The sequence below is a fragment of the Streptomyces saintjeani genome, assembly GCF_055409605.1.
In genome coordinates this window covers 2,077,969-2,092,243 of record NZ_CP189624.1, presented here as the reverse complement: position 1 = coordinate 2,092,243, position 14,275 = coordinate 2,077,969, and the positions used below count along the sequence as shown (strand labels likewise).

Here is a 14,275-nt window from a genome sequence, read left to right as displayed (position 1 = left end):
GAGCAATGACGATCAAGGACACCCCGCAGGAGTGGGAGGTCCGCGCGACGGACACTCCCTTCGTCGGCAAGAAGACGTCCGTGCGCACCGACGACGTGGTCATGCCCGACGGCTCGGTGGTCCGCCGCGACTACCAGGTCCACCCCGGCTCGGTCGCCGTCCTCGCCCTCGACGACGAGGACCGGGTGCTGCTGATCAAGCAGTACCGCCACCCCGTGCGCGAGAAGCTGTGGGAGATCCCGGCCGGTCTGCTCGACGTCCCCGGCGAGAACCCGCTGCACGCGGCGCAGCGCGAGCTGTACGAGGAGGCGCACGTCAAGGCGGAGAGCTGGCACGTCCTCACCGACGTCTACACCACGCCCGGCGGCTGCGACGAGGCCGTGCGCGTCTTCCTCGCGCGGGGGCTCTCCGAGGCCGAGGGGCAGCGCTTCGAGGTCGAGGACGAGGAGGCGGACATGGAGTACGCGCGCGTGCCGGTCGCCGAGCTGGTGCGGGGCATCCTCGCGGGGGAGCTGCACAACAACTGCCTGGTGGTGGGGGTGCTGTCGCTGGTCGCGGCGCGGGCCGGGGACGGTCTTTCGACGCTGCGTGCGGCGGAGGCGGCCTGGCCCGCGCGGCCGTTCGAGGCGTGACCGTTCACTGCATGACCGTTTCTGACGCAAACGTGAACCCCGTGTGATCGTTCCTCGGTCCCTCGGAGGGTCACCCTCTCGGTATGACCATCGGCTGATCCGATCAGGGGACCTGAGGGGCCGTCATGGCCGCGCTCAGCGAAGAAGGTTGCAGAGCGTGAACTAGGCTCCCGTTGAGTGAGCCGAGAGTGCGTGCCGGTGTTGCGCGTGTGTGAGACGGGAGCGTGGCCCGTGGCGGATCAGGCAGTGGAGACGGACGGCGTGCCGCTGTCGGGCCACGCTGCGACGGAGGGCCAGTTCCTGGGCCGGACCAGGGAGTCGAAGGAGCTGCGGGCCGATATCGAGCGCGTCGGCCTGGACACCCTGGTCGGCAAGAAGTCGCCCCGCGCGCGGGTGCTGCTCATCGCCGGCCGGCCGGGGTCCGGCCGTACCGCGCTCGCCGAGGAACTCGTCCGCCAGGTCGCCGGCCAGTACCGGGACGGCGTCCTGCGGGTACGGCTCGCCGAGCCGGACGGCACGCCCGTACCGGTCGAGCGCGCCGCCCGCGACCTGCTGGCCGAGCTGGACGTCGAGGCGCCCGCCGGGGCCGACCAGGACGACCTCTCCGCGCTGCTGAGGGACGCGCTCGCCGAGCGCCGTACGCTGCTGCTGCTCGACGACGCGCCGGGTGCCGAACACGTGGACGCGCTGCTGCCGGACAACCCGGAGTGCCTGGTCGTCGCCGTGTCCGGGGGGCCGCTGACCGGGATCGCCGATGTGCGGCCGTGCACGCTGGGCGGGCTGGACACCAAGTCGGCGCTGGAGCTGCTGACCCGGTCGACCGGGTCGGTGCGGGTGACCGTCGACCCGCGCTCGGCGGAGGGGCTCGTCGAGGTGTGCCAGGGGCAGCCCGCCGCGCTGGTGCTGGCCGGGGGATGGCTGGCCGCGCGGCCGACGGCGGCCGTCGCCGACCTCGCCAAGCACCTGCGCGCGGAGGGGGACGAGGGGACGCCGCTGAGCCGGGTCTTCCGGCTCGTGCACGCGGGACTGCCGGCGCCGGCCGCGCGGATACTGCGACTGCTGAGCCTGGCTCCCGCGGGCCTCGTCGACCCGCACACCGCCTCCGCGCTGGCCGGCTGCTCGATCGGCGCCGCCCGCACCACCCTGGACGACCTGACCGCGCAGGGCCTGCTGCACGCGGTCGACTCGCCGATCCCGCAGTACGAGGTACCCGGCTGCCTGTACCCCCTGCTGAAGGCCGCCGCCGAGACCCACGACCGCCCGGCCGAACTGCACCTGGCCCGCGCGCGCATGCTGGAGCGCACGGTCCGCCTCCTCCAGTCCTGCCGCGCGGTCACCGAACCGGAGAACCCGCAGGCCCGCGCCCGCCTCCAGGGCCTCCCGCGCGCCCTGCGCTTCCCCAGCCAGCGGGCCGCAGGCGACTGGCTGCGCCTGCGCCGCCCGGCCCTGCTGGCCTCGGCCCGCCTCGCGGTCGCGGACGGTGAACTCGACACCCTGGCACGCCGGTTGATGTCCCAGTTCGTGCGCGCGATGGTCGCCCACTTCGGCACCCGGGCCGCCGCCCCCGACCTGTACGGCGTCCACCACCTCGTCCTCGACGTCGCCGAACGCCGCGACCTCCCGCGCGAGCGCGCGGCGGCGCTGCTGAACCTCGCGGACGTCGACGCGAGCACCGGCCGCACCGAGGAGGCGCTGACCCGCTACCGGTCCGCGCTGGACGCCGGGCGCGAGGCGAACGACCCGTACGCGACCGGTCGGGCCATGGAGTCGATCGGCGGCGCGCACCTCGAACTCGGGGACTACGAGCGGGCCGCCGACTGGTACGGCCGCGCGCTGGCCCAGCGGCTCGCCCGGGACGAACGCGCCGACGCCGCGCGCCTGTACGGCCGTATCGCCACCGCGCAGACGTACGCCGGCCGGTACGGCGAGGCGCAGCGGGCGTGGCGGGCGTCGGCCGCCGGGCACCGGAAGAACGGGGACATGGGGGCGCACGCGCGGGCGCTCAGCGAACTGGCGCGGGTCCAGGAGTACGCGGGCCGGCCGGAGGAGTCGCTGCGGACCTGCCAGGAGGCGGTGGAGTGGGCGCGGCGCGCGGAGGACGAGCGGTTGCAGGCCGCGCTCCACCTGCGCCTCGCCGACACGCTGGAGCACCTCGGCGACCCGGCGGCGGCCCGGGTGCACCGGGCGGCGGCCGACCGGATGCTGGCCGAGGAGCGTCCCGGCCATGATTCCGAGGCGGAACACGGGGATAACACCTACGAAATCCGTGGCACATCAGCCGAAGATTGATGCTTTGGAAGGCTGGACACCGGGAACACCTTCATTAGACTGGCTCTGTCGCGCCACCAGTGCGACATATCCCGGTATACGCATACGTATACGTCCCATGAGCCGAGGACCGTGATCGACGTGAAGGTCGGCATCCCCCGCGAGGTCAAGAACAACGAGTTCCGGGTGGCCATCACCCCCGCCGGTGTGCACGAACTGGTGCGCCACGGCCACGAGGTCGTCATCGAGCGCGGCGCCGGGGTGGGGTCCTCGATCCCGGACGAGGAGTACGCCGCGGCGGGCGCCGCGATCCTGGGGACGGCGGACGAGGTGTGGGGCGCCGCCGATCTGCTGCTCAAGGTCAAGGAGCCGGTCGCCGAGGAGTACCACCGGCTGCGCAAGGACCAGACGCTCTTCACCTACCTGCACCTGGCCGCGTCCAAGGAGTGCACGGACGCGCTCGTCGCCTCCGGCACCACCGCGATCGCCTACGAGACGGTCGAACTCCCGGGGCGCGCGCTGCCGTTGCTCGCACCGATGTCCGAAGTCGCGGGGCGGCTCGCGCCCCAGGTCGGCGCCTACCACCTGATGCGGTCGGCCGGCGGTCGCGGGGTCCTGCCCGGCGGGGTGCCGGGGACCCAGCCCGCCAAGGCGGTGGTCATCGGCGGCGGGGTCTCCGGGTGGAACGCCACGCAGATCGCGATCGGACTCGGCTTCCACGTCACGCTGCTGGACCGGGACATCCACAAACTCCGCGAGGCCGACAAGGTGTTCGGCACCCGGGTGCGGGCCATCATGTCCAACTCCTTCGAGCTGGAGAAGGCCGTCCTGGAAGCCGACCTCGTCGTCGGCGCCGTCCTCATCCCCGGCGCGAAGGCGCCGAAGCTGGTCACCAACGAGCTGGTGGCCCGGATGAAGCCCGGAAGTGTCCTTGTCGACATCGCGATCGATCAGGGCGGCTGCTTCGAGGACTCCCGGCCGACGACCCACGCCGAACCCACGTTCACCGTCCACGAGTCGGTGTTCTACTGCGTCGCCAACATGCCCGGCGCGGTCCCCAACACCTCGACGTACGCGCTCACCAACGCGACCCTGCCGTACATCGTCGAACTCGCCGACCACGGCTGGGCCGAGGCGCTGCGGCGCGACCCCGCGCTCGCCAAGGGGCTCAACACCCATGACGGCAAGGTCGTCTACCGCGAGGTCGCCGAGGCGCACGGGCTTGAGCACGTCGAACTGACGTCGCTGCTGGGGTGACCGGCCGACTTCAAGTCACCTTTTCATAAAGGCGATACGTCAACAAGACGCGTCAACGACGCACAGCGGGCCGGGCCTTGTCCATAAGGTCCGGCCCAATGTGTGTATGGTCACTTTGCGATGCTCGGTCAACTCGCCGCGAACGTAACCCTTCGACCGATTCGTACAGCGGTGAAACCTGCTGTGCGACGGTCGTACGCCCTTGACAGCGTCATGTTTCTTTGCCGACACATCCGGCCGGGTCCGGCGGATTGTGTTGCTGCGAACGGCCGACACGCCATAGAGTCGCCAACCGTCGGCATGGTGCCACGCTGACCTGTCTAGAAATTCCCTGGTCACCAAGGAGGTAAGACGACTTGTGAATGAGTCGACATTTTCTCCCGGGGGTGGTCGAGCAGGAACGCCTGTCCGGGGCCGAAGCCCTGAGGGAACCGAGGCTGTCGGCTCCGTCGCTGTGCGTACCTTCGCAGCCCACCAGAGTCCGCAGACCCTGCGGACAGCAGACCAGAGCATGGATGGCCATCACGTGAACGCCATGGCCGGCGACGGAAGTGGCGCGCCCCACAACCACTTCGCCGACTACGACGAACTGCCCGACGGGCACTTCTACGACCCCGACGCCGAATACGAGCCCGACCCCGAGTACGCGGCCACGCTCGCGCCCGACGCCGCACGCCAGCGTCGCGAGCGCATCGGCCCGACCGGACGTCCGCTGCCGTACTTCCCGATCCCGGGCCCGCTGACCGATCACGGGCCCGCGACGATCATCGCGATGTGCAACCAGAAGGGCGGCGTCGGCAAGACCACGTCGACCATCAACCTGGGTGCCGCGCTCGCGGAGTACGGCCGGCGGGTGCTGCTCGTGGACTTCGACCCGCAGGGCGCGCTGTCGGTGGGTCTCGGTGTCAACCCCATGGAGCTCGACCTCACGGTCTACAACCTGCTCATGGAGCGGGGTATGTCGGCCGACGAGGTCCTGCTGAAGACCGCGGTCCCCAACATGGACCTGCTGCCGAGCAACATCGACCTGTCGGCGGCCGAGGTCCAGCTGGTCTCCGAGGTCGCGCGCGAGTCGACCCTCCAGCGGGCGCTGAAGCCGCTGTTGGACGACTACGACTACATCGTCATCGACTGCCAGCCCTCCCTGGGCCTGCTCACGGTGAACGCGCTCACGGCCGCCCACAAGGTGATCGTCCCGCTGGAGTGCGAGTTCTTCGCGCTGCGCGGGGTCGCGCTGCTCACCGAGACCATCGAGAAGGTCCAGGAGCGCCTCAACCCCGAGCTGGAACTGGACGGCATCCTCGCGACGATGTACGACTCGCGGACCGTGCACAGCCGTGAGGTGCTCGCGCGGGTCGTCGAGGCGTTCGACGACCACGTCTACCACACGGTGATCGGCCGGACCGTCCGCTTCCCGGAGACCACGGTCGCGGGCGAGCCGATCACCACGTACGCGTCCAACTCCGTCGGCGCCGCCGCCTACCGTCAGCTCGCCAGGGAGGTGCTCGCCCGGTGTCACGCCGAGTGAGTCTGCCGGGGGCCGACGAACTCTTCCGCACGACAGGGGGAACGGCGCTCCAGCCGTCCACTCCCCGGCGGCCCGGCGAGGGCCGGGTGCCGGGGCAGGCGGGTGAGAGCGAAGGGGCGAGCGGCGGGGTGTCCGCCGAGGACGCGCCGCTCGCCGTGCCCGCGCAGGGCGGCGACGGCGACGGGGCCGAACACGTCGCCACCGACGCCGGCCAGGGCGACGGGGGCGAGTCCCGCAGCAGGGGCGACGGGCGTGTGCGGCGGGCGCAGGAAGGTTCTGTCAACGCCGCCGCTTCCGCCGACGCCGAGTCCCGCAAACGGAGCCGCGCCGCCGCCCGCCGTCCCTCCGGCCGCGAACGCCACGACGAGAAGATCACCGTCTACGTCTCCGCCGAGGAACTGATGGACCTGGAGCACGCGCGCCTGGTGCTCCGGGGTGAGCACGGCCTCGCCGTCGACAGGGGCCGCATCGTCCGCGAGGCGGTCGCCGTCGTCCTGGCCGACCTGGAGTCCCGCGGTGACGCGAGCATCCTCGTACGCAGGTTGCGGGGGCGTTAGGGGTACCTTCGGGGGCTATGACCTCGTACGACACGTCTTCTGCCGCCGGTGCCCCGGCCGGCCGCCGACGCGCACTGGGTCGGGGGCCGGGGGCCGGGGAGGATCCGCCGGTTCCCGAGGAGGCGCCGGTTCGTGAAGAGGCGTCGGTTCGTGAAGAGGCGTCTCCCGACGGGGTCTTCAAGGTCCGGCTCGCCAACTTCGAAGGTCCCTTCGACCTGCTGCTCCAGCTGATCGCCAAGCACAAGCTGGACGTCACCGAGGTCGCCCTGTCCAAGGTCACCGACGAGTTCATGGCGCACATCAGGGCGATGGGGCCGGACTGGGACCTCGACCAGACGACCGAGTTCCTCGTCGTCGCCGCGACACTGCTCGACCTCAAGGCCGCGCGGCTCCTGCCCGCCGCCGAGGTCGAGGACGAGGCCGACCTCGCGCTCCTCGAAGCGCGGGACCTGCTGTTCGCGCGGCTCTTGCAGTACCGGGCGTACAAGCAGATCGCCGACATCCTCAACCACCGCCTGGACGTCGAGGGGCGCCGCTACCCCCGTACCGTCGGGCTCGAAGCGCATCACGCCGAGCTGCTGCCCGAGGTCGTGATCAGCATCGGGGCGGAAGGATTCGCCAGGCTCGCCGTGAAGGCGATGCAGCCGAAGCCGAAGCCCCAGGTGTACGTCGACCACATCCACGCGCCGCTGGTGAGCGTGCGGGAGCAGGCGCTGATCGTCGTCGCGCGGCTCAGGGAGCTCGGCGAGGCCAGCTTCCGGGTGCTCGTCGAGGACACCGAGGACACGCTCACCGTCGTCGCCCGGTTCCTTGCGCTGCTGGAGCTGTACCGGGACAAGGCGGTCGAGCTGGACCAGGAGACGGCGCTGGGGGACCTGCTCGTGCGGTGGACCGGCGGGGACGCAGCCGCCGCGGTGACCGACGAGTTCGACCGGCCGACCGAGGAGGAGGAGACGTGAACGAGGGCGTCGTGGAGCTGGACCTCAAGCCCGCCCTGGAGGCCGTCCTGATGGTCGTCGACGAACCGGCGACCGAGGAGCATCTCGCGAAGCTCCTCCAGCGGCCCCGCAGGCAGGTCGTGGACGCGCTCAGGGAGCTGGCCGACGAGTACACGGCGCAGGGCAGGGGCTTCGAGCTGAGGGCCGTCGCCGGGGGCTGGCGCTACTACACGCGGCCCGCCTACTCGGCGGCCGTCGAGGGCTTCGTCCTGGACGGCCAGCAGGCCCGCCTCACCCAGGCGGCGCTGGAGACGCTCGCGGTCGTCGCCTACCGCCAGCCGGTCAGCCGCAGCCGCGTCTCCGCGGTGCGCGGAGTGAACTGCGACGGCGTGATGCGCACCCTGCTCCAGCGGGGCCTGGTCGAGGAGACGGGCACGGAACCCGAAACAGGTGCGATCCTGTATGCGACGACGAACTACTTCCTGGAGCGGATGGGCCTGCGCGGTCTGGACGAGCTTCCGGACCTCGCGCCCTTCCTCCCGGAGGCGGAGGCGATCGAGGCCGAGACGCTGGAAGGGGTCCCGTCGTTCGATCCGGACGCTCCGGATTCAGAGGAAGACGACAAGACGGAACTTTGATGCGAAGCAGCAGCGGCAGGAACAGCAGCGGAAACAACGGCGGGAGCCGTGGTGGCAACAGCGGCAGCCGCGGCGGGAACAGCGGGGGCCGAGGCGGTCAGCGCGGCGCCGGCAACAACCGCGACGACAACCAGGCCGGCCGGCCGAAGAGGCCGCGTCCCGAGGAGCGGCGCTACGACGTGGGCCCCGGCGCCTCCCCGGAGGGCCCCAAGTCCGGGCGCGGCGCTTCGGCGCGCGGCGGCGCCAAGGGCGGCCCGAAGCAGTCCGCGGGCAGCAGCGGGCGCGGGCGCTGGGTCCCGGCGACCTCGCGTGAGTACGACGCGCGCGCGGAGGAGCGCAACCGGGAGCGATACGCCGATAAGGCAGACAAGAAGGACGTCAAGCTCCCGAAGACCTTCCCGGGCGCCGAGCAGGAGGGCGAGCGGCTCCAGAAGATCCTCGCGCGCGCGGGCTACGGCTCGCGGCGGGCCTGCGAGGAGCTGATCGAGCAGGCGCGCGTGGAGGTCAACGGCGAGATCGTCCTGGAACAGGGCAAGCGCGTCGACCCCGAGAAGGACGAGGTGCGTGTCGACGGGCTGACGGTCGCGACGCAGACGTACCAGTTCTTCTCGCTGAACAAGCCCGCCGGTGTCGTCTCCACGATGGAGGACAACGAGGGCCGGCAGTGCCTCGGCGACTACGTCACCAACCGTGAGACGCGGCTGTTCCACGTGGGCCGGCTCGACACGGAGACCGAGGGCGTCATCCTGCTCACCAACCACGGCGAGTTGGCGCACCGCCTGACCCACCCCCGGTACGGCGTGAAGAAGGTCTACCTCGCGCACATCGTCGGCCCGATCCCGCGCGATCTGGGCAAGCGGCTGAAGGACGGCATCCAGCTGGAGGACGGGTACGCACGCGCGGACCACTTCCGGGTCGTCGAGCAGACCGGCAAGAACTACCTGGTCGAGGTGACCCTCCACGAGGGCCGCAAGCACATCGTGCGGCGCATGCTCGCCGAGGCGGGCTTCCCGGTGGACAAGCTGGTGCGGGTCGCCTTCGGCCCGATCACCCTCGGCGACCAGAAGTCGGGCTGGCTGCGGCGGCTGTCCAACACCGAGGTGGGGATGCTGATGCAGGAGGTCGACCTCTAGAAGGCGGCTGTGCGGCTCCGTGGCGGCCGATCCCGGGTTCTCCGGGATCGGCCGCCGTCGCGTTCCGGACAAGGGCTCCTGGGGGCACTGGGGGCTTTCGGAGGTTCTGTGGAGGGCTGGTGCCGGTCGAGGTCAGGGTCTTGTCGCCGGTGGGAGCGCTGCTTATGGTCGAGGTGACCATAAAGGCGGGGGGCGACTGTGGACGGCTACGACAAGCACGCGTACGAACCCTTCGCCGTGACCGTCGACCTCGCGGTGCTCACCCTGCGCGCGGGCGCCCTGCACGTCCTGCTCGTCGAACGGGGCCGGCCGCCGTACGCCGGGCAGTGGGCCCTGCCCGGCGGGTTCGTGCTGCCCGAGGAGTCCGCCGAGGAAGCCGCCCTGCGCGAACTCGCCGAGGAGACCGGCCTCACCGACGCCGCCGGCCTCCACCTGGAGCAGCTGCGCACCTACAGCGACCCCGGCCGCGACCCCCGGATGCGCGTCGTCTCCGTCGCCTTCGCGGCCCTCGTCCCCGACGGCCCCGAACCGCACGGCGGGGGCGACGCCGCACAGGCCCGCTGGACGCCGTACGACGCGGCCGGGCCGCTCGCCTTCGACCACGACCGGATCCTCGCCGACGCACGCGCACGCGTGGGCGCCAAGTTCGAGTACACGTGCCTCGCCACCGCGTTCTGCCCGCCCGAGTTCACCCTCGGCGAGCTGCAACGCGTGTACGAGACCGTCTGGGGCACCTGCCTCGACCGGCCCAACTTCCGCCGCAAGGTCCTCGCCACACCCGGCTTCGTCGAACCGGCCCGCGCGGGCGCCGCCCGGCTCACCGGGGGACGCGGCAAACCCGCCGCCCTCTACCGCGCGGGAACGGCCACCGCTCTCCACCCGCCGCTCGTCCGGCCCTCCACAGAAGGACGTCCCTCATGAGTTACACCGCGCACAAGCGCGCCGCCTCCGGGGCCCTGATGGGGCTGGCGCTGGGGGACGCGTTCGGATTCCCCACCGAGTTCAACGACGTCCCCCAGATCGTCGCCAAGTTCGGGCCATGGCGGCAGATGCCGCTCGCCTCCCGGGCGATCGTCTCCGACGACACGCAGATGACGCTGGCCCTCGCGCGCGGGCTGCGGTCCGCGAGGGACCGGGGCGTGCTCGGGCCACTGGGGATGGAGCGGGCGGTGCGCGAGGAGTTCGTGAAGTGGTACCACTCCCCGGAGAACAACCGCGCACCCGGAGCGACCTGTCTCAGGGCGTGCGAGCTGCTCGACGACCCCGACCGGCACTGGCAGGACGCCAGCCGGATCGACTCCAAGGGGTGCGGCGCCAACATGCGCGTCGCGCCCATCGGACTCGCGCCCGCGCTCAGCGACGAACAGCGCGCGGGCGCCGCCCAGCTCCAGGCCGGGCTCACCCACGGCCACCCCACCGCGCTCGCCGCCTCCGACCTCACCGCGCACGCGGTACGGCTCCTCGTGCACGGGACCCGGCCCGACGCCCTGATCGGGCTCCTGCGCGCGTACGCGCTGGCGAACCGGTCCCGGTACCGACGGGACTGGCTGGGGGACCTGTGGACCCGCAGCCAGGACCCGAGCCCGGAGCACTTCATCGCGCGCGGGTGGGACGAGTGCCTCGCCGTTCTCGACCGGCTGGAGGCGGCTCTGCGGGCTCCCGATCCGGAGGCCGACCCGTGTCTCGCGACCGGGGCCGGGTGGATCGCCGAGGAGGCGCTCGCGACGGGGCTGTTCTGCTTCCTGCTGTTCCCCGAGGAGCCGGTGACCGCGCTGCGCAGGGCCGCCTGCTCCTCCGGGGACTCCGACTCGATCGCCTGTCTCACGGGCGCTTTCGCGGGGGCCTGGCTGGGGATCGACGCGTGGCCCACGGAGTGGGCGGACCGGATCGAGTACGGGAGCGAGCTGGTGACCCTCGGGGCGTTGTGGGACGAGTGAGGGGTGGTGCGCGCGCGAGGGGGCCTCTTCACGCGCGCACGAGGGGGCTTCTTCGCGCGCGCGTGAGGCTCACACCAAGGTGATCGTGTCGCCCTTCACCGTGATCTCCTTCGCGGGCAGCGGGCGCGGGGCCGGGCCGCCCTTCACCGCGCCGTCCGTGATGCTGTACATGCTCTTGTGGCAGGGGCAGTCGATCGTGCCGTCCGCGACGGTGGCCACCGTGCAGCCCTGGTGCGTGCAGACCGCCGAGAACGCCTTGAACTCGCCCTTCACCGGCTGCGTGACCACGACCTTCTGGTCCTTGAAGATCTTGCCGCCGCCGACCGGGATGTCGGAGGTCCTGGCGAGTTCCGTCGTCCCCGGGGTGCTGTCCGAGGAGGAGCTGTCCTTGTCGTCGGAGCCGCCACAGGCTGTCGTGAGCGCCACCGCGCTCGTCGTCATCAGGGACGTCAGGAGGACCGTTCGGCGGGTCGCGGGGAGCGTCATGCGCGTCATCCTGGCACCGACGGGCGGCAACGAGAAGCAACCGGGACGGAGTGGCACAAAGGCGTCGGCCGTCTCAGGGGGCGGGCGGGCGCGCCGTTGTCAGTGGTGCTGATTACGCTGGGTGGTCCAGAGGCGTGGTGTGCGGGACGGAACAGCGAGGAGCGGTGGCGTGGCGGTACGAGCGGTCAGGGGGGCCGTCCAGGTGGATGGGGGCGACGCCGGGGAGAGGGAGCGGGTCGGGCTGCGGAAGGACATCGCGCAGTGAGGACCGCGCTCGTCATCGGGACCGGGCTCATCGGGACGTCCGTCGCCATGGCCCTCGTACAGCGGGGCGTCGTCGTCCACCTCGCCGATCATGATCCGGAGCAGGCCCGGACGGCCGCCGCGCTGGGGGCCGGGACCGACGAGGCTCCGGACGGGGCCGTCGATCTCGCCGTCGTCGCCGCGCCGCCCGCCCATGTCGCCCGGGTGCTCGCCGACGCCATGCGGCGCGGGGTCGCGTACGGATATCTCGACGTCGCCAGCGTCAAGGGCGGGCCCCGGCGGGAGCTGGAGGCCGCCGGCGTCGATCTGTCCCGGTACCTCGGGACGCATCCCATGTCCGGGCGGGAGAAGTCCGGGCCCCTCGCCGCTTCCGCCGAGCTGTTCGAGGGGCGGCCCTGGGTGCTGACGCCCACGCGGGACACCGAGACCGAGGTGCTCAATCTCGCGCTGGAGCTTGTCTCCCACTGCCGCGCCGTGCCCGTCGTCATGGACGCCGACGCCCACGACCGTGCCGTCGCGCTCGTCTCCCACATGCCGCACATCGTGGCCAGCCTCGTCGCCGCCCGGCTGGAACATGCCGAGGAGTCCGCCGTGCGGCTGTCCGGCGGGGGGATCCGGGACGTGACGCGGATCGCCGGGTCCGATCCCCGGATGTGGATCGACATCCTGTCCGCGAACCCTGGGCCCGTGGCCGAGCTGCTCTCCGACGTCGCCGCGGATCTCGACGAGACCGTGCGGGCGCTGCGGGCCGTGGAGTCCGGGGATCCCGATCAGCTGAAGGCGGGGGTCGCCGGGATCGAGGACGTGCTGCGGCGGGGGAACGCGGGGCAGGTCCGGGTGCCGGGGAAGCACGGTGCCGCGCACCGGGTGTACGAGGTCGTCGCCGTGCTCATCGATGACCAGCCGGGGCAGTTGGCCCGGATCTTCGCGGATGCGGGCCGGGCGGGAGTGAACGTCGAGGATGTGCGGATCGAGCACGCGACGGGGCAGCAGGCCGGGTTGGTGCAGCTGATGGTGGAGCCGAAGGCCGCGCCGGTGCTGTCGGCGGCTCTGCGGGAGCGGGGCTGGGGGGTACGCCAGTAGCCGGCGGGAGGCGGGCGGTCCCGGGCACCGGGGTGGGGGGTGATGTGTACGCAGTAACCTTGTGCGGGGCGTTCTTGTCGTCCCGGATCCCACCACCATGCACCAGGAAGGTGTCCCCCCGTGGAAAACGGCGCCGCTCAGCCTGTGATCGTTGCCATCGACGGTCCCTCCGGCACCGGGAAGTCGAGTACGTCGAAGGCTGTGGCCGGGGCGCTTGGGCTTGGCTATCTGGACACCGGGGCCCAGTACCGGGCGATCACCTGGTGGATGGTGAGCAATGGGATCGACGTCGACGATGCCGAGGCCGTCGCCGCGGTCGCGGGGAAGCCGGAGATCCTTTCGGGGACCGACCCGGCCGCGCCGACGATCCAGGTGGACGGGGTGGACGTCGCCGGGCCCATCCGGACGCAGGACGTGACCTCCAAGGTCAGTGCCGTGAGCGCGGTGCCCGAGGTGCGTGCCCGGATCACCGAGTTGCAGCGGTCCATCGCCGCCGGAGTGGAGCAGGGGATCGTCGTCGAGGGCCGGGACATCGGGACGACCGTCCTGCCGGACGCCGACCTGAAGATCTTCCTCACCGCGTCCGCCGAGGCCAGGGCGGCTCGGCGCAGCGGGGAGCTGGGGCAGGGCACCGACGTCGCCGCCACCCGCGAGGCGTTGGTCAAGCGCGACGCGGCGGACTCCAGCCGCAAGACCTCGCCGCTCGCCAAGGCGGACGACGCGGTCGAGGTGGACACCACGGAGCTGACGCTGACCCAGGTCATCGAGTGCGTCGTGACCCTCGTCGAGGAGAAGCGGGCGGGGAAGTGACGTGACCACACACCCCACCCGGTCCGCCTGGACGTTCCGGCTCACCCGGCGTCTGCGGCCCACCGGGCAGCACTCCGCGCCGGACACACCGGCCGCTCCCTCCGTACCCTCCGAGAAGGGTGCCGAGGTCGGCCGGCGGATCGGCGTGGGCCTCATGTACGGCTTCTGGAAACCCCGCGTGCTCGGATCCTGGCGGGTCCCCGCCACCGGCCCCGTCATCTTCGCCGTCAACCACTCGCACAACATCGACGGCCCGATGGTGATGGGCGTGGCACCCAGGCCCACGCACTTCCTGATCAAGAAGGAAGCGTTCGTGGGCCCCCTCGACCCCTTCCTGCTGCGCATCGGCCAGCTCAAGGTGGACCGGGACTCGACCGACCGGGGCGCCGTCACCCAGGCGCTGGACGTCCTGAAGAACGGCGGCGTCCTGGGGATCTTCCCCGAGGGCAGCCGGGGTGAGGGAGACTTCGCGGCGCTGCGGGCGGGCCTCGCCTACTTCGCCGTACGCGGGAACGCGCTGATCGTCCCCGTGGCCGTCCTGGGAAGCTCCGAGCGGCAGGGGCGGTTGGTCAAGGGGCTGCCCCCGCTGCGCTCTCGCGTGGACGTCGTCTTCGGCGACCCCTTCGACGCGAGCGACGGAACGGGCCGCCGCACCCGCAAGGCCCTGGACGAGGCCACGGAACGTATCCAGAAGCAGCTCACCGCACACCTGGAAAACGCGAAGCGTCTCACGGGACGCTAAGC

14 protein-coding genes are annotated in these 14,275 nt (G+C 71.7%); 13 read left to right on the top strand and 1 reads right to left on the bottom strand.

The genetic code is table 11. The features are described 5' to 3' along the window. Positions 1-5: 5 nt before the first annotated feature. The 10 genes from ACQCO7_RS09295 (at position 6) to ACQCO7_RS09250 (ending at position 10,888) form a co-directional block, all read left to right on the top strand. Positions 6-632 carry an NUDIX domain-containing protein gene (locus ACQCO7_RS09295; RefSeq protein ID WP_464071366.1) on the top strand — a complete coding sequence of 209 codons (627 nt, stop codon included), beginning with the start codon at positions 6-8 and terminating at the stop codon, positions 630-632. 231 nt (positions 633-863) lie between these two features. Continuing rightward, positions 864-2,921: a tetratricopeptide repeat protein gene (locus tag ACQCO7_RS09290; protein ID WP_464071365.1), complete on the top strand. Its 2,058-nt coding sequence runs from the start codon at positions 864-866 to the stop codon at positions 2,919-2,921. Positions 2,922-3,041: 120 nt separating this feature from the next. Beyond that, entirely contained in the window at positions 3,042-4,157 is a 1,116-nt protein-coding gene (ald, locus tag ACQCO7_RS09285; protein ID WP_464077184.1) for an alanine dehydrogenase, read from the top strand. Between the two features lie 358 nt (positions 4,158-4,515). Then, positions 4,516-5,685, top strand: coding sequence for a ParA family protein (locus ACQCO7_RS09280; protein WP_464071364.1), 1,170 nt, complete (start codon positions 4,516-4,518; stop codon positions 5,683-5,685). Further along, complete coding sequence (locus ACQCO7_RS09275; protein WP_409118123.1) at positions 5,670-6,242, top strand: hypothetical protein; 573 nt, start codon at positions 5,670-5,672, stop codon at positions 6,240-6,242. The genes ACQCO7_RS09280 and ACQCO7_RS09275 overlap by 16 nt, the downstream gene beginning before the upstream one ends. Before the next feature lie 17 nt (positions 6,243-6,259). Further along, positions 6,260-7,201, top strand: coding sequence for a segregation and condensation protein A (locus ACQCO7_RS09270; protein WP_464071363.1), 942 nt, complete (start codon positions 6,260-6,262; stop codon positions 7,199-7,201). A 50-nt stretch (positions 7,202-7,251) separates the two neighbouring features. After that, positions 7,252-7,818: an SMC-Scp complex subunit ScpB gene (scpB, locus tag ACQCO7_RS09265; RefSeq protein WP_464077183.1), complete on the top strand. Its 567-nt coding sequence runs from the start codon at positions 7,252-7,254 to the stop codon at positions 7,816-7,818. Next, positions 7,818-8,951, top strand: coding sequence for a pseudouridine synthase (locus ACQCO7_RS09260; protein WP_464071362.1), 1,134 nt, complete (start codon positions 7,818-7,820; stop codon positions 8,949-8,951). Before scpB ends, ACQCO7_RS09260 begins: the two co-directional genes overlap by 1 nt. Positions 8,952-9,149: 198 nt before the next feature. After that, entirely contained in the window at positions 9,150-9,872 is a 723-nt protein-coding gene (locus tag ACQCO7_RS09255) for an NUDIX hydrolase (RefSeq protein ID WP_464071361.1), read from the top strand. After that, positions 9,869-10,888 (top strand): ADP-ribosylglycohydrolase family protein, encoded by a 1,020-nt coding sequence (locus ACQCO7_RS09250; RefSeq protein WP_464071360.1) that lies wholly within the window; start codon positions 9,869-9,871, stop codon positions 10,886-10,888. Before ACQCO7_RS09255 ends, ACQCO7_RS09250 begins: the two co-directional genes overlap by 4 nt. Before the next feature lie 69 nt (positions 10,889-10,957). Here ACQCO7_RS09250 and ACQCO7_RS09245 read toward each other — a convergent pair whose 3' ends face one another. Then, the gene (locus ACQCO7_RS09245; protein ID WP_464071359.1) at positions 10,958-11,374 is read right to left on the bottom strand and encodes a Rieske (2Fe-2S) protein; all 417 of its coding nucleotides are present in this window, start codon (positions 11,372-11,374) and stop codon (positions 10,958-10,960) included. A 261-nt stretch (positions 11,375-11,635) separates the two neighbouring features. Between ACQCO7_RS09245 and ACQCO7_RS09240 the strand changes: the two genes are divergently transcribed. The 3 genes from ACQCO7_RS09240 to ACQCO7_RS09230 all read left to right on the top strand — a co-directional run bounded on the left by ACQCO7_RS09240 (position 11,636) and on the right by ACQCO7_RS09230 (position 14,273). Next, positions 11,636-12,721, top strand: a complete 1,086-nt coding sequence (locus tag ACQCO7_RS09240; protein ID WP_464071358.1) for a prephenate dehydrogenase — start codon at positions 11,636-11,638, stop codon at positions 12,719-12,721. Between the two features lie 120 nt (positions 12,722-12,841). Then, positions 12,842-13,531: a (d)CMP kinase gene (gene cmk, locus ACQCO7_RS09235; protein WP_464071357.1), complete on the top strand. Its 690-nt coding sequence runs from the start codon at positions 12,842-12,844 to the stop codon at positions 13,529-13,531. A gap of 154 nt (positions 13,532-13,685) precedes the next feature. Then, a complete protein-coding gene (locus ACQCO7_RS09230; RefSeq protein WP_050369057.1) occupies positions 13,686-14,273 on the top strand; it encodes a lysophospholipid acyltransferase family protein in 588 nt (195 codons plus the stop codon). Positions 14,274-14,275: the final 2 nt, after the last annotated feature.

What these genes read in the sequence shown, in the direction of transcription:
- scpB (WP_464077183.1), top strand. Translation starts at nt 7,252, where the DNA reads ATGGTCGTCGACGAACCGGCGACCGAGGAGCATCTCGCGAAGCTCCTC.
- ACQCO7_RS09250 (WP_464071360.1), top strand. Translation starts at nt 9,869, where the DNA reads ATGAGTTACACCGCGCACAAGCGCGCCGCCTCCGGGGCCCTGATGGGG.
- ACQCO7_RS09260 (WP_464071362.1), top strand. Translation starts at nt 7,818, where the DNA reads ATGCGAAGCAGCAGCGGCAGGAACAGCAGCGGAAACAACGGCGGGAGC.
- ACQCO7_RS09295 (WP_464071366.1), top strand. Translation starts at nt 6, where the DNA reads ATGACGATCAAGGACACCCCGCAGGAGTGGGAGGTCCGCGCGACGGAC.
- ACQCO7_RS09230 (WP_050369057.1), top strand. Translation starts at nt 13,686, where the DNA reads ATGTACGGCTTCTGGAAACCCCGCGTGCTCGGATCCTGGCGGGTCCCC.
- ACQCO7_RS09245 (WP_464071359.1), bottom strand. Translation starts at nt 11,374, where the DNA reads ATGACGCTCCCCGCGACCCGCCGAACGGTCCTCCTGACGTCCCTGATG.
- ACQCO7_RS09270 (WP_464071363.1), top strand. Translation starts at nt 6,260, where the DNA reads ATGACCTCGTACGACACGTCTTCTGCCGCCGGTGCCCCGGCCGGCCGC.